Here is a 19,677-nt window from a genome sequence, read left to right as displayed (position 1 = left end):
CTTACTCCGACCAGAGTTTGCCGGCGGTAGCCCAGTTCTCACGTTTGACATCCTGAATAATGATGTCGACTGACTCCGGGCTGCACTCGAGTGTTTTGCAAGTCGCCTCTGTGATGGCTATGACTAGCGCACGTTTTTGTTCGAGGCTGCGGCCTTCAAACAATTGGATGTTAAATGTCGGCATGGTGTTCCTTTCTGTTTTGGCGGCAATGGTTAAGTTTGATAGCCAGGGTCGAGCGCGTTCAATTTGCGCAGTAGCGCAGGCCATTCGAGTCTGCCTTCCGGGCTGCCATCGCCGAGCAATTGATCGCGGGTTTGGCGGCAGACTGCTTGCGATGGCAACGTCAGGCGTCCGGCGCTGGCCTGGGCCTTGAGTTGGATTGCGCAGGCTTTGTCGAGCGTGTCCATCAGCACGAATGCTTCAGCGACCGTGCGACCGCAAATCAGACTGCCATGATTGCGTAACAGCATTGCAGGTTGCTGGCCGAGTTGTTCAATCAGGTGCCCTTGCTCAGTCGGCATCAGCGCCAGTCCTGCATAGTCGTGATACGCAATCTGCTCATAAAAGCGCAATGCGTGCTGCGACAGGGGCAACAGGCCTTCTGCCTGAGTACCGACAGCAATGGCGTTGGTATTATGCAAGTGCATGACGCAAATGGCATCGGGGCGGGCCGCGTGAACTGCGGCGTGAATCGCAAAGCCGCTAACGTTGACCTGATATGGGGAATCGCCAACGATACGTCCCTGAGAATCGATCTTGACCAGATTGGATGCGCAGACTTCGTCGAAACGATAGCCAAATGGATTCAGTAAAAAGTGTCCGGCTTCATCCGGAACCGAAGCTGAAATATGGGTGTAGATCAGATCGTCCCAGCGATTGAGTGCGCACAGCCGGTAGCATGCGGCGAGATCCTGACGGACTTGCCATTCGGCCTTGCTGATGGCGGCCGGGCGGGGGGGAGGGGATGAGTTCATGATGTCTGCATAAATACTTCGGTCGCAGATGATACGCGATACAGGGGCGTTTCGTTGGCGTACCCCTGAATCGCTGCGTTTGCCGTCGCTTAGAAATGATATTCGGCGCGGATCATCGGCGTCTTGGCTAAAGAGCCGGGGACATTCGATGGATTGCCGAACTTGTTTCTCCAATATTGGTATTCCAGACCCACACGGAAGGTGTTCTTGCCCATGCCCAACTGGGTTCCGAGATCATACATCACTTGACCGTCGAAGTTGAATTCGGGACTGGTGGGGCCGCCGAATTCGTTTTTTCCCTTGGACGCAATGTAGTTCATATAACCTTCGAATGCCAGGCCAGTCGAAGCGATCGGGATGCCCCAGGCCGCATTGAGCATGGCATGCGTTTTGTAGGTGTAGCGGCTGGTTACGCCTATCGGCTCATTGCTTTCGCGCAGCGCGAACACGCTGATATTCAGGAAGCCCGGCACATCCATCATCAGCGTCGGACCGGCTACCAGCATGCGCTTTTTCGATGCGTAGCTATTGTCGTTCTTGGTATTCCAGTCGAAACCGAGCGTAAAGCCGAGGTCGCGCACCGGACCGAACTTGAAGTCCTTCCCGCTGATCTTGCCGATGTCCAGCGTGTTGCGATAGGTAATGTACGCTTCCTGCGCATTGTCATCCTTGTGGTCAGACATCAGCAAGTCGGCGTTGAAGAAATTGGTGCCGTATTTGTAACCGCTGGCATGTGTGAAGTTGATGATGTTTTTCGTGATGTCCTGGTCGTTGTACGGCTCGGCGAACTTGGTGCCGTACCGGTAACCGATGGAGGTGTCGCTCCAGTCGGCGGCTTTAGCTGCCTGCATGCAGGTCAGCGCCGAGAGCGCGATCAGGCTGCCTGTGACTATTGCCTTATTACGGACGCGGTTTGCTGTTGCTGGTAATTTACCGGTTATCTGGCGGGTTTGCTGCATGGTGTCTCCTGTGTTTTATGAATACTTCCATCTTTTGTATATGATGGATGGCTAATCCGTGGAACCGCCACGGCGGTGAAAATCGTTTTATGCAGCGAATGGATGCGTGGCGCGCCAGTGATTGGCGATGTCGATGCGGCGCGCGATCCAGACCCGCTCATGCGACTGCACATAGTCGAGGAAGCGTGCCAATGCAGCAGCGCGCGCAGGACGACCCACCACGCGGCAATGCAAGCCGATCGACAGCATCTTCGGCTGGTCCAATCCTTGCGGGTCGCCCTCGTGATACAGCACGTCGAATGCATCTTTCAGGTAATCGAAAAACTGCGTGCCGGAGTTGAATCCCTGTGCTGCGGCGAAACGCATGTCGTTGGTATCCAGTGTGTAAGGAACGATCAGCTGCGGTTTGGTGCGTGTTTCGCCATTCGGGCCGCTGATGGCGACCTGCTCCCAAAACGGCAGATCATCGCTGTAGTTATCGGAGTCATAACTGAAGCCGCCATGTTCCATCACCAGCTTTCGGGTATTGGGCGAGTCGCGACCGGTGTACCAGCCGAGCGGTGCGCTACCTGTCAATTGTTGAATGACGCTGACCGCTTCGGCTATGTGCGCGCGTTCGGTGGCTTCATCGATATTCTGGTAACTGATCCAGCGCAAGCCATGACAGGCGATTTCGTGGCCCAGTTGCTGGAAAGCAGCGGTGGCTTCAGGATTGCGCTGCAACGCGCGCGCCACGCCAAAGATCGTCAGCGGCAACTTGCGTTCTTCAAACAAACGCAGCAAGCGCCACAGACCGGCGCGTGAGCCGTATTCGTACAGCGACTCCATACTCATGTGGCGCGCCGGGAAGCTTTGTGCGCCGATAATTTCAGATAGAAAAGTTTCGGAGCCGGCGTCGCCGTCAAGCACGCAATTCTCGCTGCCTTCTTCATAATTCAGGACAAATTGCAGGGCTACGCGGGCCTGCGCTGGCCACTGCGGATGTGGGGGAGTGCGGCCGTAGCCGACCAGATCACGCGGATAGTAATTAGGGGTAGTCATGGCGTAGTATATAAATGTCTATTATCAAATGTCTCTTATTTTCGTTGCTTGTAAGAACTTGTTCAAAATCCTGCTACCCCGGTCGTTCACTACAGATACTGAGCAGCTTCGATTTGCTGGGCGATTCTGATTTACGATATACGGATTATGTAGTCTGATGCCATGATTAATATATGCGCGCTAGTATATTGACCTACATCCTGAGGTATATCATTTGATCGGAAATTGCTTTTAATTGGTCGATCTAAGGAAAAAATAATGGGGAAGTTAAGTACGCACGTATTGGATATCACTCAGGGCAAACCTGGCGTTGGCGTTAAAATTGCGTTGTATGTGGTGACTGCCAATGGCAAAACGCTGTTGAAAAATGCGGTGACCAACGCCGATGGCCGTTGCGATGCGCCGTTGCTGCAAGGTGAGGAGATGCAGGCCGGGCAATATGAGCTGGTTTTTTCGGCGGGTGACTATTTCGCTGCTGAAGGTGTGAGCGTGCCGACGCCACGTTTCGTTGATCGCGTTACGCTGGCATTCGGGATTGCCAATCCGGAGCAGAATTATCACGTGCCGCTGGTGGTGTCGCCGTGGTCGTATTCAACATATCGCGGTAGCTGACAAGCTGGTGATATATAAATGCGCGCCCATGATTGGACGCGCATGCGCTTGGTGCACTGCTCAATTTTTTGCCGGCGCTTGTTCGAGAGACATTCCCCCCCCAACCAGGAAACCCGCACCAGGGCCCTGCAAGTTACCTGCATCTTCTAAAATTCCCCCCACTTTCCTGCAAAGGTTTGTGTTAAACTCCGCGCAATATCTTTTGAAAAATAGTCTGGCTGGTTCTTAAATCGCCTACTGCACCAAAAGAAAAGAGTAGATTGGTGCATGGCAAGCGATAACCTCGCCCCACCGCCAAGTCTTATAGTCCCCGCCCAACTTTGTACCTCCTCTAACGGGCGCCGGACGGCAGTATCAACGAGTTTCAATTTGACCAGGTTGTAGACGGCGCATTGCCTGTCGTTGAACCTAACCTCTGCACATTTTTTAACAAAATTTTAACAAATACGTCGTACATGAATATTGTTGAGGCGAAGAAAGTCCTCGAAACAGCGCTACTCTGTGCCCATGAGCCATTGTCGATTAACGACTTGAAGAAACTCTATGTGGTCCATAACGACGTTGACAGTGAAATCGATGCGAATACAATCAAATTGATGCTGGAAGAATTGCGCACCGATTGGTCTGATAAAGGTATTGAGGTGGTCTGCCTGTCGACTGGCTGGCGCTTTCAAAGTCGGCCTGAGATGAAGGTCTATCTGGAGCGCATGAATCCGGAAAAACCGCCTAAATATTCACGCGCGACACTTGAAACTCTGGCCATTATTGCCTATCGTCAGCCTGTAACACGCGGCGATATTGAAGAAATTCGTGGCGTAACAGTCAACTCACAAACAATCAAGATGCTCGAAGAGCGCGGCTGGATTGAAGCCATAGGTTACCGCGATGTGCCGGGGCGACCGGGACTATTTGCAACTACCAAACAGTTTTTGGACGATCTTGGCCTGACCTCGCTGGATCAATTGCCGCCCTTACAGCAGGTCGCTAAAAATGATATGCAGGAAGGCACATTGCTGGAACTGCAAGCATTGGAAGCCGATCTTGAGGCGAATTTGGCGGCAAATCGAGATGCTGTCGTTAGCGTAGGAGTGGCTGATGCCGGCGTGACGCAGTGTGAGAGCGGCACCGGTTCTGTGGATGTAATGGTCGATACTGATACCGAACAGGATGGCATCTCCTTGCCAGTCGAAGACCCGATCGAAGCGCTTGCCGAAGAATTTGTGGAAGTTAAAGAAGCACCAGAAGCAACTCCTGAGCATGCGGTGGAGGTGGGCGACATGGATGCAATAGTGTCGGTTGAACTCACGCACACACAGCCGGCTGAATTATCAGTTGCACCGAATGAAGTTTTTACCAACGACCCTGCGCTTGAGTCAGCTGATGATGCCATGCCCGGTCGGCACAACTAATACCTGAATAATGAATCCACCTAGTTCCAATGACGCGCCGAAAGTCGACGCTACTGTCACCACCCCCGAGTCGAAGCCGGCCAAAAAGCCGAGAGCGCGCAAAGTAGCGCCTGTTGATGCGCCGTTGGCGGTGGAGGCAAGTGCTAAAGAACCCAGCACATCTGCTGAGTCACCTGTTGCCAAGGAGCCGGTCAAACGTGCGCCGCGCAAGAAGCCTGTCGCAAAAGAGGTGTTGATTGACGTTGCACCGGAAGCTGTCATTGCCAAGAAAAGTGCCCGCAAGCCAAGAGCAAAGCCGGCGCCGGCGATTGATGCAGTGGTAGAGGCGCCAGCGGCGACTGTTTCACCTGCCGAAGCCAGTCCTGCCGAAAAGCCGGTCCGTCGTGGCGTCCGCGGCCCGCGTGCCTTGCGCGGTAATCGTGCCGCACGTGTGCACGAAGTGGCAGCTCAAGCCCCCGTCGTTGCGTCGTCGGATGCGGTAGTGGCAGTTGATGCGTCTGAGTCGTCTGAGCCGTCCGAGGCAAATGGAAATCGCGATAACGCGTCCGCTCCGGCAAGTGTTCCACGGCATGAACGCAATGAGCGTGGCGATCGTAATGCGCGTGCTGGCGGTCGCAATGAAGGCCGTACCCCCGGGCGTGACGGTCGTAACGGCAATAGTCTGAATAATACGAACTCGCGCGACCGTCAGCAGGCCAAAAAACCGCATAACCAGCCAGGTCGCCCAGGTCAAAGAGGCCCGCAGGGTGCTCCTCGTGTCGCCGATGCGGATGAGGTATTTTCGTTTGTGACATCTGAAGAATTCGATGATCTGGTAACAGAAGACGAGACCAGTGGTCGGGCCGCTGGTCGTCATGCGCCACAAAAAAATGTTCGTCGCGATCTGACCGCTGAAGATGACGCGCCGAAATTGCACAAAGTGCTGGCAGACGTTGGCCTGGGTTCACGTCGCGACATGGAAGAGTTGATTATTGCCGGTCGCGTGTCGGTCAACGGTGAGCCAGCCCATATCGGTCAGCGCATCCTGCCTACCGATCAGGTGCGCATCAATGGCAAATTGTTGCAACGGAAAATTTCCAAACGTCCGCCGCGCGTGCTGGTGTATCACAAGCCGGCGGGCGAGATTGTCAGTCATAACGATCCTGATGGCCGTCCATCGGTATTCGACCGTTTGCCAAATATGAAAGCGGCGAAATGGCTGGCTGTTGGTCGCCTCGATTTCAATACCGAAGGATTGTTGCTGTTCACGACCTCCGGCGATTTGGCCAACAAACTGATGCATCCGCGCTACAACATTGATCGTGAGTACGCGGTACGTACGCTCGGCGAGTTGGAGCAGGGCATGCGTCAGAAATTATTGGCAGGGGTTGAGCTGGATGATGGTACCGCACAGTTTTCGAAGATTGCTGATGGTGGTGGTGAGGGCATCAACAAATGGTATCGGGTAACGATCGGCGAAGGTCGTAATCGCGAAGTGCGTCGAATGTTCGAGGCAATCGGCCTGACTGTTTCACGCCTGATCCGTACACGCTATGGTGCAATGACATTGCCACGCGGCCTGAAGCGTGGTCGCTGGGAAGAGTTGGACGAGAACGCTGTGCGGGCAATGATGGCCGCCAATGGACTGGAAAAAGCAGTGGCGCCAGGCGCTGCCAACAAGGCCCGCGGTGATTTTAAAGATCGCGAGCCGAATGGGAATCGTGCCAGCAGCAGCTATCCGCAAAATCCGGGTCAGGGTTTTGGCAGGGGGCAAGGTCAGGGTTACGGGCAGCCACGTCAGAACCAGGGGAGGGGTCCGGGTCAAGGGCAGGGTCAGGGTGGGCGTCCGCAAGGTCAGCGCAGCCGCCAGCCGGATCCATTGCAAACCGCACTTGGCTTCCCTGATGCCGGGCAACGACGCAACAATACGCGTCCCGCGCGCCCGGACGGCAGAACGCCAGTCGCTGGTCATCAGGGCATCCCTGGTTTGCCGCGTCGACGTCCGCGTGGGTAAGTTTGCGTAAAATTTGGTGGCGAGCGGCATTGCCCGGTAAGGCGTGCGGCTGCGGAATGGAATTGGTGGAGACTTGCCATCCGGCAATAGCTGATTTGCTATTTAAAATTTACAGTAGTTAACAAAAGACGGTTTCCACATTGCGGCAGCCGTGTTAATCGCTTATAATCTATAAGTTAACAGAAGTCATTTCGCAACTGGTCTTGTGAAAGCCTGCTTCAAATAACAAGCGATAAGAAGATGGGCTGATGCCCATTTTTTTTTTGCTAAACATTTGTGACAGGGTTTTGACTTGATGGTGCGTGCGTTGTTTTTAATGGGGAGTCGCCTTGCAGTTGCTGGAACTGATTGAAAAAACCGTGGTTGGCATGGACTATGAGTTGGTTGAATTCGAAAAAGCCGCAGGAGGCTTGTTGCGCGTGTTCATCGATGTTGCCGCCGAAAATGCCGAACATGGGGCTATCACGGTAGAGGACTGCGAAAAAGTGACGCACCAGTTGCTGCACGTGCTGACCGTTGAGAATGTTGTCTACGAGCGGCTGGAAGTGTCGTCGCCGGGTCTGGATCGCCCGTTGAAGAAATACGCGGACTATGTGCGCTTTACCGGCAAGGAAGTGATTATCAAGTTGCGTTTGCCTATGCCTGGCGCTGCCCATCGGAAAACGTTCCAGGGTGTGTTGCTGGCGCCGGATGGCGATAATCTGAAACTCGAATTTGAAGCAAACGATGGGTCGTCAGCGCTGCTGGATTTTACGCTCGCTGACGTAGACAAGGCACGCTTGGTGCCGCAGGTGAATTTTAGGAGTCGCAAAGCATGAGTCGCGAAATTTTATTGTTGGTCGATGCGCTCGCGCATGAAAAAAACGTCGACCGAGACGTAGTGTTCGGCGCGCTCGAGCATGCACTTGGGCAGGCAACCAAGAAGCGTTACGAGGGTGACGTTGATATTCGCGTGTCTATCGATCGTGAAACTGGTGAATTCGAATCGTTCCGTCGCTGGCATGTGGTGCCTGACGAAGCCGGTCTGCAATTGCCGGATCAGGAAATTTTGCTGTTTGAAGCAAAAGAACAAATCGACGATGTCGAAGTGGATGACCATATTGAAGAGCCGATTGAGTCGGTTGAATTCGGTCGTCGTTTTGCGCAGGACACCAAGCAGGTAGTTCTGCAGCGTATCCGTGACGCCGAGCGCGAACAGATTCTGGCCGACTTCCTGGAGCGCGGCGATTCGTTGGTAACGGGCACCATTAAGCGGATGGAGCGCGGCGACGCGATTGTCGAGTCGGGCAAGATTGAAGCCCGTTTGCCGCGTGACCAGACGATCCCTAAGGAAAACCTGCGCATCGGTGACCGGGTGCGTGCCTTTATTCTGCGGATAGACCGCAATGCACGTGGCCCGCAAGTGATTCTGTCGCGTACCGCGCCGGACTTCATCAAGAAGTTGTTCGAACTCGAAGTACCCGAGATCGAGCAAGGTTCGCTTGAAGTCAAGTCGGCCGCGCGTGACCCTGGTGTCCGCGCCAAGATTGCTGTGTATACAAGCGACAAGCGTATCGATCCTATCGGTACATGTGTCGGTATGCGCGGTTCGCGCGTGCAGGCAGTTACTGGTGAACTGGGTGGGGAGCGCGTCGACATCGTGCTGTGGTCGGAAGATCCTGCCCAGTTCGTTATTGGCGCACTGGCTCCGGCCAACGTTTCGTCTATCGTGGTCGATGAAGAAAAGCACGCGATGGATGTCGTCGTCGACGCTGAAAATCTGGCAATCGCGATTGGTCGCGGTGGCCAGAACGTACGTCTGGCGGCAGAGTTGACTGGTTGGCAAATCAATATCATGACGGCGGAAGAGTCGGCTGACAAGTCAGCGGTCGAAACTGCAGCGATCCGTGCGCTGTTCATGGAAAAGCTGGATGTCGATCAAGAGGTTGCCGACATTCTGGTGGAAGAGGGTTTTGCCAGCCTCGAAGAAATCGCTTATGTGCCGATTACCGAAATGCTGGAAATCGAATCGTTTGATGAAGAGACTGTCAGCGAGCTGCGTAACCGTGCACGCGATGCATTGGTGACGCAAGCGATTGCCTCGGAAGAAGGACTGGAAGGCATGGAAGATGCACTGGTCAATTTCGACGGCATGGACCGTGTTGTTGCTGGAAAGTTAGGCTTGGCTGGTGTCAAGACTCTGGCAGCTTTCACTGGTCTGGCGTATGACGAATTCGGCGCGATTCTGGCTTTGCCAGCTGACCGTGCCCGTCAATTGATTAAAGAAGAATTTAAAGATGTGACCGACGATGAGATGAAACTCATCGATGCCAAGTACGATGATCGTGCCAAAGCCTTACAGGCTAAAGCATGGAATACCGCGGAAGCCAAGTGATCCGCGAGGTTCCAATGTCGTCTACCGCGCCACATAGAAAAGAGGACTGAATGGCGAGTAACAATGTAGCCCAATTTGCCACCGAGCTAAAGATGCCTGCAGATTTGTTGTTGACGCAATTGCGTTCAGCAGGCGTCCCGAAAGATTCGACTGATGATTCCCTGTCAAAAGAAGACAAGGATCGTCTGCTGGAACATCTGCGCCGTTCGCATGGCGCAGTGACAGATGGCGAGAAAAAGAAGATCACGCTGACCCGCAAGGAAACCACCGAAATCAAGCAGGCTGATGCGACCGGTAAATCGCGCACCATCCAGGTTGAGGTGCGTAAGAAGCGTACTTTCGTCCAGCGCGATGAGCCGGTGGTGGAGGCGCCTGCGGCGCCAGTCGAGCCTGTGGCACCGATAGTTGACGAAGCAGAGTTGGCGCGTCGTGCAGAAGAAGCGCGTCGGCAAGCCGAGTTGATGGTGCGTCAGGAAGCTGAACTGCGCGAAAAGCAGGAACATCTGGCAAAGCTCGAAGCTGAGAAAGAGGCGCAGGCAAAAGCGGCGCAAAAAGCTGAGAGCGATGCTAAAAAGGCCGAAAGCGAAGCCAAGAAAGCTGAAATCGACGCCAAGAAAGCCGCTGTTGCAGCAGCACCTGTGGCCTCTTCAACTCCGACTCCGGCGCCAGTGAAAACTGCTGGCGATGCCGAGCAGGAAGAGAAGAAGCGCGTAGCTGCTGAAGACACCAAGAAAAAAGTTGCGGAAGCCGCCAAGGAAGCTGCTGAAAAAGCTGCCGCCACCGAGCGCGCTCGTAAAGCCGTGCAAGATGAAGTGGCGCAGATCAAGGCCATGATGAACGCGCCGCGCCGCGTCATCAAAGCACCTGAGCCTGTTGCTCCTCCGGTTGTCGTGAAAGCGCCAGCGGGAACACTGCACAAGCCTGCTGATAAAAAGCCCGGCGAGAAAAAAGACGACAAGAAGGTCGTGGTCGACAAAAAATCGATCAAGTCTGCGAATGTTTCATCGACCTGGTCCGACGACGCCAAAAAGCGCGGTGCCGGTATCAAAACCCGTGGCAACGCTGGTGGCGGTCGCGATGGCTGGCGTAGTGGTGGCAAAGGACGTCGCAATTCGCATAGCGACGATCACGAGACCAATTTCCAAGTGCCGACTGAAGCGGTGGTGAAGGACATTTATGTTCCGGAAACCATTACCGTCGCCGAACTCGCCCACAAAATGGCAGTGAAGGCATCGGAAGTCATCAAGCATTTGATGAAGCTCGGTCAAATGGTCACCATCAACCAGGTGCTGGATCAGGAAACTTCGATGATCCTGGTGGAAGAAATGGGCCACACTGCACATGCTGCCAAGGAAGACGATCCGGAAGCACTGCTGGCCGACGGTGAAGAACAGGCAGATGCGGAATTGCTGCCACGCGCACCGGTAGTGACGGTCATGGGGCACGTCGACCATGGTAAAACTTCGTTGCTGGATTACATCCGTCGTTCCAAAGTGGCGTCCGGTGAGGCTGGCGGGATTACGCAGCATATCGGTGCGTACCACGTCGAAACTTCGGGAGGCATGATTACCTTCCTCGATACGCCGGGCCATGAAGCGTTTACGGCAATGCGTGCGCGTGGTGCCAAAGCGACCGACATCGTGATTCTGGTAGTAGCAGGCGATGATGGCGTGATGCCGCAAACGAAAGAGGCGATTGCCCATGCCAAGGCAGCGGGCGTGCCGCTGGTCGTGGCGGTTACCAAGATCGATAAGCCTAGTGCCAATATGGATCGGGTCAAGCAGGAATTGATCGCCGAGCAAGTTGTGCCGGAAGAGTACGGCGGCGATTCGCCGTTCGTAGCGGTCTCGGCAAAAACCGGTCAAGGTGTTGACGCCTTGCTGGAGCAGGTATTGCTGCAGGCCGAAGTGCTGGAATTGAAAGCGCCGATTACCACGGCAGCACGTGGCCTGGTGGTTGAGGCGCGGCTCGACAAGGGCCGTGGTCCGGTGGCAACCATACTGGTTCAGTCCGGCACGTTGAAGCGCGGTGATGTGGTGTTGGCTGGCTCGGCCTATGGCCGTGTGCGTGCAATGCTGGATGAAAATGGCAAGTCGATCAGCGAAGCGGGTCCTTCCATCCCTGTCGAAATCCAAGGCTTGACCGAAGTACCGGTTGCCGGCGAAGAAGTCATGGTTATGGTCGACGAACGCAAAGCGCGTGAAATCGGTCTGTTCCGCCAAGGTAAATTCCGCGACGTCAAGCTGGCCAGACAGCAGGCGGCAAAGCTGGAAAACATGTTCGACCAGATGGCCGAAGGCGAGGTCAAGAACCTGCCGATGATCATCAAGACCGATGTACAGGGTTCGCAAGAGGCATTGGTTCAGTCGTTGCAAAAACTGTCGACCAGCGAAGTGCGGGTTCAAGTGGTGCACGCCGCTGTTGGTGGCATCACCGAGTCCGACGTCAATCTGGCGGTGGCCTCGAAAGCGGTCATCATCGGCTTTAATGTACGTGCTGATGCGCAGGCGCGCAAAATGGCGGAAGCTAACGGCGTTGATCTCCGTTACTACAACATCATTTATGATGCAGTGGATGAGATCAAGGCAGCGATGTCGGGCATGTTGTCACCAGAGAAACGCGAGCAATCACTGGGCCTGGTCGAAATTCGCCAGGTTCTGCTGGTCAGCAAAGTCGGCGCGATTGCCGGTTGTTATGTGCTCGAAGGCTTGGTCAAACGTGGTGCTTCGGTACGACTGTTGCGCGACAACGTGGTCTTGTGGACCGGCGAGCTGGATTCGCTGAAGCGCTTCAAGGATGACGTAAAAGAAGTCAAGTTTGGCTTCGAGTGCGGCCTGACCCTGAAGAACTTCAACGATATCAAAGAAGGCGATCAACTCGAAATCTTTGAAGTCGAAGAAATCGCACGGACGCTTTAATCGTCAGGCATTGATGCAAGCATGCGCATGCAAGTGTGTATGAGTCAGGAAAATCGGGCCTCAGGCCCGATTTTCCTTTTGTAGTATTCTGTTGTTCAGCGCAGTTTATTAGTGAAAGATACGGCTAAGTAGAGATATGGCTAAACATAGTAAATCCATCCCGGGACGCGGATTGCGCGTGGCGGATCAGATCCAGCGCGATCTGTCGGAAATCATCGTATTCGAGTTGAAAGACCCGCGTGTCGGCATGATCACCATCACTGAAGTACAAGTGACACCTGATTATGCGCATGCCAAGGTGTTTTTCACGATGCTCAATGATGACCTAGAGGCGATTCGTAATACGGTGGCCGGCTTGACCCAGGCTGCTGGCTTTTTGCGCAATCAGTTGGGGCGGCGTTTGACAATTCATACATTGCCGGCACTGCATTTTCATCACGATAATTCGACTGCCCGTGGCGCCCAGATGTCGCAATTGATAGACCTGGCAAACGCGACGCGTGCCAAAGACGACGGCGAGGATTGAGTCGGAAACGCTCGTTAAGACCCAAATCGCTACATGACCAGCTGACGGATCGGTTAAAAAATTGATTCATCGGCTGCGTTTCAATTCATCCGGCCATGCCAAGTAAGTTTGTCATCGCCACCATCAAAAGTACTCTCACTCATGGTGCCAACCTCGCCCAAAAGAATGCGCGTCCCGCTGAATGGCGTTTTGTTGCTGGATAAGTCGGTAGGCTGGTCGAGCAACGATGCGTTGATCAAAGCCAAGCGCTTGCTGAATGCAACAAAAGCTGGTCACACTGGCACGCTTGATCCATTTGCGACCGGCGTTTTGCCACTGTGTTTTGGCGAGGCAACCAAGTTCGCCCAGGATTTGCTCGACGCCGACAAGACTTATCAAGCCGTGATTCATCTGGGTATCGCCACGGCCACAGGTGACACCGAGGGCGATGTGCTCGCGACCCGTGATGTTGATGTGACGCAGGAGCAGATTGATGCCGTGCTGGCGCAATTTCGCGGCGCTATCAAGCAAGTCCCACCGATGTATTCGGCGCTCAAGCGCGATGGCAAGCCGCTCTACGAATACGCGCGCGCTGGAATCACCTTGGAGCGTGAGGCCCGCGATGTGACGATACACTTGCTTGAATTCCTCGACTATCAGGCGCCGTATTTGACGGTGCGTGTGATGTGCAGCAAAGGTACGTACATTCGCGTGTTGGGCGAAGACATTGGTGCGGCATTGGGTTGCGGCGCACATTTGCAAGCATTGCGTCGGATTCAGGTCGGGCATTTAATGCTGGCGGGATGCGTTACGCTGGATACGTTGATGGCGACACCGGAAGCCGAGCGAGCTGCGTTGTTGGCTCCGGTTGATAGTCTTTTATTATCATTTCCGGAAGTGATGCTGCCAGAATTATTGGCGCAGCGCTTCTTGCACGGTCAACGCTTGACGCTCGCCAAAGAGGGTGTCCCGTTGCCCGCCACGATAGGTCGGGTGCGGGTGTATCGCCAAGCCGTTGACGCGGGCCAGTCGACAACTGCAGCAACGCGGCAATTGTTGGGTACTGCGCAGTTGCACGACTATGGCGTATTGGCGCCTGAAAGACTGGTTGCGACCACCTTGCAAAAGTAGCTGTGACAAGTGCTGCAATCAGGCCTGCGTCCGGGTGCCATTATTACAATAATGTGACTGGACTGCAGTCGGCAACCCTTTGAAATCACAAGGCTTTTGGCGTTTCATGCACCGCATTATGTTATAATGCCCGGCCTCCCGAATTCCGCTGCATTGACCAGGCCTTTCAGGGTTTGTACTGCGCGGGCTTTTACCGCGCACTTGCTGCGTTAATTACCGAATTCCTTACTGAATTCCTCAATCTCCATAACAATATGTCAAACTCAAAACGCGCTATCCGCAACATTGCCATTATTGCTCACGTCGACCATGGCAAAACGACCCTGGTCGACCAGCTTTTGCGCCAATCCGGTACTTTCCGCGATAACCAGCACGTCGATGCACGCGTGATGGATTCGAATGATATCGAAAAAGAACGCGGCATTACGATTCTGTCAAAGAATTGCGCGGTCGAATATAACGGTACCCATATCAACATCGTTGATACCCCGGGCCATGCAGACTTCGGTGGCGAAGTTGAACGCGTGTTGTCGATGGTCGACAGCGTCTTGCTGCTGGTGGATGCGGTCGAAGGTCCGATGCCGCAAACCCGTTTCGTGACGCGTAAAGCGCTGGAACTGGGCCTGAAGCCTATCGTTGTGGTCAACAAGATTGACCGTCCGGGTGCACGTCCTGAGTGGGTCATCAACGCGACTTTCGAGCTGTTTGACAAGCTGGGCGCGACTGAAGAACAACTTGATTTCCCAATCGTCTACGCATCTGCGCTGAACGGTTACGCCAGCCTGGATTCGGAAACACGTGAAGGCACGATGGTCCCGCTGTTCGACGCAGTGCTGGAACACGTTCCTGCGCGTGAAGATGATCCGGACGGTCCGTTGCAATTGCAAATTACATCGCTGGAGTACTCGTCGTACGTCGGCAAGATCGGCGTTGGCCGTATCCTGAGCGGTCGTGTCAGAGCCTTGCAAGACGTCGTGATCATGAATGGTCCGGATGACAAGCCGGCCAGGGCGCGGATTAATCAGGTTCTGACGTTCAAGGGTCTGGAGCGGGTGTTGGTTGACGAAGCATTGGCCGGCGACATCGTGCTGATCAATGGTATCGAGGAGATCGGTATCGGTACCACGATTTGCGCACCGGACGCGCCAAATGGCTTGCCGATGTTGAAAGTGGATGAGCCGACACTGACCATGAACTTCATGGTGAACAACTCGCCGCTGGCAGGCCGTGAAGGGAAGTTTGTGACCACCCGCCAGATCCGTGATCGTCTGGACCGCGAATTGAAGGGCAACATGGCCTTGCGCGTGGTACAGGCTGAGAACGACGATTCGACATACGAAGTGTCCGGTCGCGGCGAATTGCATCTGACCATTCTGATCGAAAACATGCGTCGTGAAGGTTTCGAACTGGCTGTTTCGCGTCCTCGCGTTGTGTACAAGATGGTAGACGGTGTGCGTCAAGAGCCGTACGAAAACTTGACAGTCGATGTCGAAGAAACGAACCAGGGCGGTGTCATGGAAGAGCTGGGTCGCCGTCGTGGCGATTTGCAGAACATGGAACCGGACGGCAAAGGTCGTGTACGTCTGGAATATCGTATTCCTGCGCGCGGCTTGATCGGCTTCCAGGGCGAATTCATGACACTGACGCGCGGCACCGGCTTGATGAGCCACGTGTTCGACGAATACGCGCCGGTCGACAACAGTAAGAGCGAATTGGGTGGTCGTCGCAATGGTGTGCTGGTTTCTCAAGACGATGGCGCTGCAGTTGCTTACGCTATTTGGAAACTGCAAGAACGCGGCCGCATGTTCGTCAGCCACAATGATCCAGTGTACGAAGGCATGATCATCGGTATTCACTCGCGCGATAACGATCTGGTGGTTAACCCGATCAAGGGTAAGCAACTGACCAACGTGCGTTCGTCGGGTACCGATGAAGCGGTGCGTCTGGTGCCGCCTATCCAGATGTCTTTGGAGTATGCGGTTGAGTTTATCGAGGACGACGAACTGGTCGAAATCACACCGAAGAGCATCCGTCTGCGTAAGCGTTATTTGAAAGAAAACGATCGTAAAAAAGCATCGCGCGACGCTTGATCCAGCGACGCATTAAGTCGGGCGGCGAAGCATAGTCGCCAGCTGATTTTGCTGCCGGTGTGCGGCTTAAGTGGCACCCAGGTAGTACCAACCCGTTAAATTTGTGAGGCGAACCGCCATGCAGATTTGACGGGTTTTTATTTGGTGAGGTCAAATAGCGATGCGGCTGCGCTGTTTCCCCGGACGCGGAAAAACTTCCTGCCAGGCATCTCATATCCGGCCTGATTGTCTATCCCATCGCCATGTTCCAGTCTTCCAACTGCTCCATGGAGTGTACCGTTAAGGTAAAAATGGGGGTGACCATCTAAGGTGTAAAATACATTCCATAGGGCAGCACAATCTCAACCGTGGTCGAGTGTGCTGAATGGGATGCCTGGCGGCTTATTGCTGCGTCAGGTGCGCCGCATCCGGCTCGACAGCCCACAATTTTTGGGGAGGCGCTATGGACTTAATTCCATTCGAAAAAGTCGCGATATGGGAAGCAAGAGCTGTACTCGATGAAGATGACCTGCGTGTCAGGCAAGAAAAAAACTGGGAGCACCTGCGTCGCTTGGCAGGTCCCTCTGATTTGAAATTGGAGGAGGCAACCTATAACTGGCTGCTGACGTTGCCTACCGAGGTCTGGCCCCTATGGTTAGTGAAAATTTTTCCGCGTATCGCCAACCATTTTGCTGAAGTCTGGATGAGGCCTTCGGTCTGCGAGGAGTTGTTTGTCGAACTCTTGCTCGATCAAAGAGGGACGCGCAAAGGTTTTCCTGTGGAGGTGTCGCGGGAGATCATGGCCTTGAAATTGTATTTCGAAAGCAGGGCTGCTACGGCGGCAGCTGATCAGCAATCGCGGCGAGAGGTGAATGCAAATAACTCTTGACCGCTCGTAATCTGGATTCAAATCATCTATTTAGGACTTCCGCAAAATTGGCATGCCGTCCGGCATATTGATGTCCCTAATCTTTCTTGTACTCCGAGTATTTTCGCGCGTCACCACGCACCTTGTCGGCTGGATACTTGGCGCGATTAATTGCCATTTTTTCGATGACCGCCGCGCTGAGGTCGACATCGAGCTTATCGGCGAGGCAAATTAAATAGACTAAAACATCGGCCATTTCGTGCCGCACCTGTTCCAACTTGGTCTCATTGAGTTCGTCTTTGTTGCCAGTTTGGAGCCATTGAAAGTGTTCGAGAAGCTCGGCGGCTTCGACACAGAGTGCAGTGGATAGATTCTTTGGCGTATGAAATTGATCCCAGTCGCGCTCCGCAATGAAGATTCGAATTGCTGTGCGAAGTTTGACAAAATCACTGTTATGCAAATGCTCGGCCATGCTAGTACTCCTCTTCAAATTTCTCAAGATGGCTTGCAAAACGGCCTAAGTAAGCACGCCATTTTCGAGCGCATAACGGGCTAGTTTGGCGTTGCTGCCCATACCTGTTTTTTTCATGATGCGGGCTCGGTAAGTCGTAACCGTGCTCGGGCTCAAGTGCAGCATCTGGGCAATATTGACAAGTTTTTCTCCAGCCGCGAGCAGCTTTAATACCTCGAGCTCCCGGTCGGATAGCGCTGCATGCCGGGCCATGTTGCCGCCGCCGATCACGTCGACAAATATTTCTGCCAGCTCGGGGCTAATATGCCGGCCGCCCGCCGCCGCTTTCCGAACCGCCGCAACCAGGGTCGCTGCAGACACCGTTTTGGTGAGATAGCCGGCGGCACCGTGCTTGATCGCGCGCAAGGCATAGATATCTTCCGAATACATGCTTAACATCAGAATGGCGAGTTTTGGTTTCTCTGTCCGCAGCGACTTGAGGAGTTCAAGTCCATTCGTTCCCGGTAGCGCGATATCCAGCAGCGCCACGTCGAAATCATGCTTTCGGATCAGCTGCATGGCGTCCTTCGCCGTTTCCGCTTCACCCGCAACGTCAATGTCGCTCGCCGTCCCCAGCATCAGTCGCACGCCATTGCGCGCGATGCTATGGTCATCCACCAGCAAAACTCTGATATTGCGCTTAGTCATCTGTTTCTTTCATAGGTACACGCAGGGCTACGACAGTACCATGCCCGGCGTTGCCGGTGATCTTCAGTTGGCCGCCGAAGTAGCGCGCGCGCTCATGCATGCCCACGATGCCCCAGGATTCGCGATTGAGCAGGCGGTCGGTTTCTATTCCCTTGCCGTTATCTTCCACCTCGACCAGCACCGAGCCGTCGTGACGTGTCGCCCGAATCGACACCAGCGACGCGTTGGCATGACGCACGACATTGGTAAGCGCCTCCTGAACGATGCGAAACAGCGCTATGCTGCGCTCCGGGTCGATTGCGGTGGCCGTCGTAGCTGCATCAATCGACCATTCGCAGCGCAGCCCGGTGCGTTCCTGAATTTGGCCGGCATACCATTCCAGCGCCGACCACACGCCAAGTTGATCCAACACGCTGGGCCGCAGGTCGGTGATCACCCGGCGTACTGTCTCAATCGCGCCGTTGGCCAGATTGGATGCGTCGATCAGAGCCGAATCTGCCACGACGCCGGCGCGCTCCGCCTGGTCGATGGCGACAGAGAGGTACGCCTTGATGCCGGTGAGCAGCCCGCCCAGCTCGTCATGGACTTCGCGCGCAATCCGCTTGCGCTCCTCTTCCTTGATGCGCTCTTCGTGCGCCGCGAGGTCGCGTAGCAATTTTCGGGACTGCTTCAACGCGGCTTCCACTTTCTTGTACTCGGTGATGTCCAGAAATGAGCCGACAACCAGTACGAGTTCGTGTGCTGCGTTATGCACCACCTCACCTTGGCTACTTACATACCGGATCGATCCATCCGGGCGAACGATACGGTTTTCGGTCTTGAATTCCTTGCCTTCCTGATAGGTGGCAGAAATGGCTTTCTTGACAGCCTCCCTCTCGTCCGGGTGTACAACCCCGAGGGCTAGCGCCAGACTCGGCTTGACAGACTCCGGCTCCAGGCCGCATATCCGAAAGAATTCATCGGAGCATCGAAGCTCCCCTGTGACAGCATTCATTTCCCAACTGCCGACGTGGGCCACCCTCTGTGCAATGGTCAGGATATGTTGCGTGCTTCTCAATGTTTCTTCCGCCTGCTTGCGCTCCGCGATCTCGATTCGCAGAAATTCGTTGACCTTCGCCAGCGCGGCCGTACGCTCCAGGACCTTGCTTTCCAGTTCCTCATGGGCCCGGCGCAGTGCCTCCTCCGTCAATTTGCGGGCGCTGATGTCTTCGAGCACGGCCCGGCAGGTTTGCCCGGATACGTCGGCATTCGCCTCGATGCGTACAGAAATTGCACGTTGATCAGCCGTGATGAGAGCAAGTTCACAGCTCTGTCTGGTTTCACTGGCGAATACCTTGGCCAGAAAAGCGTGGAAGTCGGGCAGGGCCGCAGCGGTGACGAAGCTTGTCAGACGCCGGCCAACCAGCCTTGATCGCACCAGACCCAGGAGGCTGGCTCCGGTGAGATTGACTTCGTGCAGGATGCCGTTGCGATCCAGAGTGAAGTAGCCAATTGGGGCAAAATCGTAAAGGTCGGCGTAGCGTGCGAGTCCGGCCTGAATTTCCGCCTTTGCCGCCTGCAGGTCCATGAGTGCGGAATTTTGCATCTCAGGCTCGACTGTTGCTTTTCCTGTAAGTTCTGATGTTGCCCGTTCTGCCATGATCTATCTCTTTCGTGCAGCCTCG

Annotated in this window: 17 protein-coding genes; 10 read left to right on the top strand and 7 right to left on the bottom strand. The window is 54.6% G+C overall.

What is annotated here, in order from left to right; translation table 11 throughout:
* Nucleotide 1 precedes the first annotated feature (1 nt).
* The 4 genes from AC3CHX_RS22310 to puuE all read right to left on the bottom strand — a co-directional run bounded on the left by AC3CHX_RS22310 (nucleotide 2) and on the right by puuE (nucleotide 2,975).
* Nucleotides 2–184, bottom strand: coding sequence for a 4-oxalocrotonate tautomerase (locus AC3CHX_RS22310; RefSeq protein ID WP_488630171.1), 183 nt, complete (start codon nucleotides 182–184; stop codon nucleotides 2–4).
* 29 nt (nucleotides 185–213) lie between these two features.
* Nucleotides 214–975 (bottom strand): class II aldolase/adducin family protein, encoded by a 762-nt coding sequence (locus AC3CHX_RS22305; protein ID WP_488630170.1) that lies wholly within the window; start codon nucleotides 973–975, stop codon nucleotides 214–216.
* Nucleotides 976–1,064: 89 nt separating this feature from the next.
* The gene (locus AC3CHX_RS22300) at nucleotides 1,065–1,826 is read right to left on the bottom strand and encodes an outer envelope protein (protein WP_488644901.1); all 762 of its coding nucleotides are present in this window, start codon (nucleotides 1,824–1,826) and stop codon (nucleotides 1,065–1,067) included.
* Between the two features lie 195 nt (nucleotides 1,827–2,021).
* Nucleotides 2,022–2,975 carry an allantoinase PuuE gene (puuE, locus tag AC3CHX_RS22295; RefSeq protein WP_488630169.1) on the bottom strand — a complete coding sequence of 318 codons (954 nt, stop codon included), beginning with the start codon at nucleotides 2,973–2,975 and terminating at the stop codon, nucleotides 2,022–2,024.
* A 258-nt stretch (nucleotides 2,976–3,233) separates the two neighbouring features.
* On the opposite strand from puuE, the gene uraH reads away from it, so the two are divergent.
* The 10 genes from uraH to AC3CHX_RS22245 all read left to right on the top strand — a co-directional run bounded on the left by uraH (nucleotide 3,234) and on the right by AC3CHX_RS22245 (nucleotide 16,875).
* Complete coding sequence (uraH, locus tag AC3CHX_RS22290; protein ID WP_488630168.1) at nucleotides 3,234–3,587, top strand: hydroxyisourate hydrolase; 354 nt, start codon at nucleotides 3,234–3,236, stop codon at nucleotides 3,585–3,587.
* A gap of 455 nt (nucleotides 3,588–4,042) precedes the next feature.
* Complete coding sequence (gene scpB, locus AC3CHX_RS22285) at nucleotides 4,043–4,996, top strand: SMC-Scp complex subunit ScpB (RefSeq protein WP_488630167.1); 954 nt, start codon at nucleotides 4,043–4,045, stop codon at nucleotides 4,994–4,996.
* 10 nt (nucleotides 4,997–5,006) lie between these two features.
* Complete coding sequence (gene rluB, locus AC3CHX_RS22280; protein ID WP_488630166.1) at nucleotides 5,007–6,989, top strand: 23S rRNA pseudouridine(2605) synthase RluB; 1,983 nt, start codon at nucleotides 5,007–5,009, stop codon at nucleotides 6,987–6,989.
* 329 nt (nucleotides 6,990–7,318) lie between these two features.
* A complete protein-coding gene (rimP, locus tag AC3CHX_RS22275) occupies nucleotides 7,319–7,807 on the top strand; it encodes a ribosome maturation factor RimP (RefSeq protein WP_488630165.1) in 489 nt (162 codons plus the stop codon).
* Complete coding sequence (gene nusA / locus AC3CHX_RS22270) at nucleotides 7,804–9,363, top strand: transcription termination factor NusA (RefSeq protein WP_488630164.1); 1,560 nt, start codon at nucleotides 7,804–7,806, stop codon at nucleotides 9,361–9,363. The genes rimP and nusA overlap by 4 nt, the downstream gene beginning before the upstream one ends.
* Before the next feature lie 50 nt (nucleotides 9,364–9,413).
* Nucleotides 9,414–12,281 (top strand): translation initiation factor IF-2, encoded by a 2,868-nt coding sequence (infB, locus tag AC3CHX_RS22265; RefSeq protein WP_488630163.1) that lies wholly within the window; start codon nucleotides 9,414–9,416, stop codon nucleotides 12,279–12,281.
* A gap of 136 nt (nucleotides 12,282–12,417) precedes the next feature.
* Nucleotides 12,418–12,807, top strand: coding sequence for a 30S ribosome-binding factor RbfA (rbfA, locus tag AC3CHX_RS22260; RefSeq protein WP_488630162.1), 390 nt, complete (start codon nucleotides 12,418–12,420; stop codon nucleotides 12,805–12,807).
* 141 nt (nucleotides 12,808–12,948) lie between these two features.
* The gene (gene truB, locus AC3CHX_RS22255; RefSeq protein WP_488630161.1) at nucleotides 12,949–13,917 is read left to right on the top strand and encodes a tRNA pseudouridine(55) synthase TruB; all 969 of its coding nucleotides are present in this window, start codon (nucleotides 12,949–12,951) and stop codon (nucleotides 13,915–13,917) included.
* A 254-nt stretch (nucleotides 13,918–14,171) separates the two neighbouring features.
* Nucleotides 14,172–16,007 carry a translational GTPase TypA gene (typA, locus tag AC3CHX_RS22250; protein WP_488630160.1) on the top strand — a complete coding sequence of 612 codons (1,836 nt, stop codon included), beginning with the start codon at nucleotides 14,172–14,174 and terminating at the stop codon, nucleotides 16,005–16,007.
* 442 nt (nucleotides 16,008–16,449) lie between these two features.
* Complete coding sequence (locus AC3CHX_RS22245) at nucleotides 16,450–16,875, top strand: hypothetical protein (protein ID WP_488630159.1); 426 nt, start codon at nucleotides 16,450–16,452, stop codon at nucleotides 16,873–16,875.
* Nucleotides 16,876–16,951: 76 nt separating this feature from the next.
* Here AC3CHX_RS22245 and AC3CHX_RS22240 read toward each other — a convergent pair whose 3' ends face one another.
* The 3 genes from AC3CHX_RS22240 to AC3CHX_RS22230 are packed head-to-tail and all read right to left on the bottom strand — an operon-like array spanning nucleotide 16,952 to nucleotide 19,652.
* On the bottom strand, nucleotides 16,952–17,326 hold the full coding sequence (locus AC3CHX_RS22240) for a nucleotide pyrophosphohydrolase (protein ID WP_488630158.1): 375 nt from the start codon (nucleotides 17,324–17,326) through the stop codon (nucleotides 16,952–16,954).
* A gap of 45 nt (nucleotides 17,327–17,371) precedes the next feature.
* Nucleotides 17,372–18,013: a response regulator gene (locus tag AC3CHX_RS22235; RefSeq protein WP_488630157.1), complete on the bottom strand. Its 642-nt coding sequence runs from the start codon at nucleotides 18,011–18,013 to the stop codon at nucleotides 17,372–17,374.
* Nucleotides 18,006–19,652 (bottom strand): PAS domain-containing sensor histidine kinase, encoded by a 1,647-nt coding sequence (locus AC3CHX_RS22230; protein ID WP_488630156.1) that lies wholly within the window; start codon nucleotides 19,650–19,652, stop codon nucleotides 18,006–18,008. The genes AC3CHX_RS22235 and AC3CHX_RS22230 overlap by 8 nt, the downstream gene beginning before the upstream one ends.
* Nucleotides 19,653–19,677: the final 25 nt, after the last annotated feature.

This window comes from Glaciimonas sp. OK215, from assembly GCF_057787885.1.
This window is presented reverse-complemented; position numbering and strand designations above follow the sequence as displayed.

What these genes read in the sequence shown, in the direction of transcription:
- AC3CHX_RS22310 (WP_488630171.1), bottom strand. Translation starts at nt 184, where the DNA reads ATGCCGACATTTAACATCCAATTGTTTGAAGGCCGCAGCCTCGAACAA.
- AC3CHX_RS22305 (WP_488630170.1), bottom strand. Translation starts at nt 975, where the DNA reads ATGAACTCATCCCCTCCCCCCCGCCCGGCCGCCATCAGCAAGGCCGAA.
- AC3CHX_RS22300 (WP_488644901.1), bottom strand. Translation starts at nt 1,826, where the DNA reads ATGCAGGCAGCTAAAGCCGCCGACTGGAGCGACACCTCCATCGGTTAC.
- puuE (WP_488630169.1), bottom strand. Translation starts at nt 2,975, where the DNA reads ATGACTACCCCTAATTACTATCCGCGTGATCTGGTCGGCTACGGCCGC.
- uraH (WP_488630168.1), top strand. Translation starts at nt 3,234, where the DNA reads ATGGGGAAGTTAAGTACGCACGTATTGGATATCACTCAGGGCAAACCT.
- scpB (WP_488630167.1), top strand. Translation starts at nt 4,043, where the DNA reads ATGAATATTGTTGAGGCGAAGAAAGTCCTCGAAACAGCGCTACTCTGT.
- rluB (WP_488630166.1), top strand. Translation starts at nt 5,007, where the DNA reads ATGAATCCACCTAGTTCCAATGACGCGCCGAAAGTCGACGCTACTGTC.
- nusA (WP_488630164.1), top strand. Translation starts at nt 7,804, where the DNA reads ATGAGTCGCGAAATTTTATTGTTGGTCGATGCGCTCGCGCATGAAAAA.
- infB (WP_488630163.1), top strand. Translation starts at nt 9,414, where the DNA reads ATGGCGAGTAACAATGTAGCCCAATTTGCCACCGAGCTAAAGATGCCT.
- rbfA (WP_488630162.1), top strand. Translation starts at nt 12,418, where the DNA reads ATGGCTAAACATAGTAAATCCATCCCGGGACGCGGATTGCGCGTGGCG.
- truB (WP_488630161.1), top strand. Translation starts at nt 12,949, where the DNA reads ATGGTGCCAACCTCGCCCAAAAGAATGCGCGTCCCGCTGAATGGCGTT.
- typA (WP_488630160.1), top strand. Translation starts at nt 14,172, where the DNA reads ATGTCAAACTCAAAACGCGCTATCCGCAACATTGCCATTATTGCTCAC.
- AC3CHX_RS22245 (WP_488630159.1), top strand. Translation starts at nt 16,450, where the DNA reads ATGGACTTAATTCCATTCGAAAAAGTCGCGATATGGGAAGCAAGAGCT.
- AC3CHX_RS22240 (WP_488630158.1), bottom strand. Translation starts at nt 17,326, where the DNA reads ATGGCCGAGCATTTGCATAACAGTGATTTTGTCAAACTTCGCACAGCA.
- AC3CHX_RS22235 (WP_488630157.1), bottom strand. Translation starts at nt 18,013, where the DNA reads ATGACTAAGCGCAATATCAGAGTTTTGCTGGTGGATGACCATAGCATC.
- AC3CHX_RS22230 (WP_488630156.1), bottom strand. Translation starts at nt 19,652, where the DNA reads ATGGCAGAACGGGCAACATCAGAACTTACAGGAAAAGCAACAGTCGAG.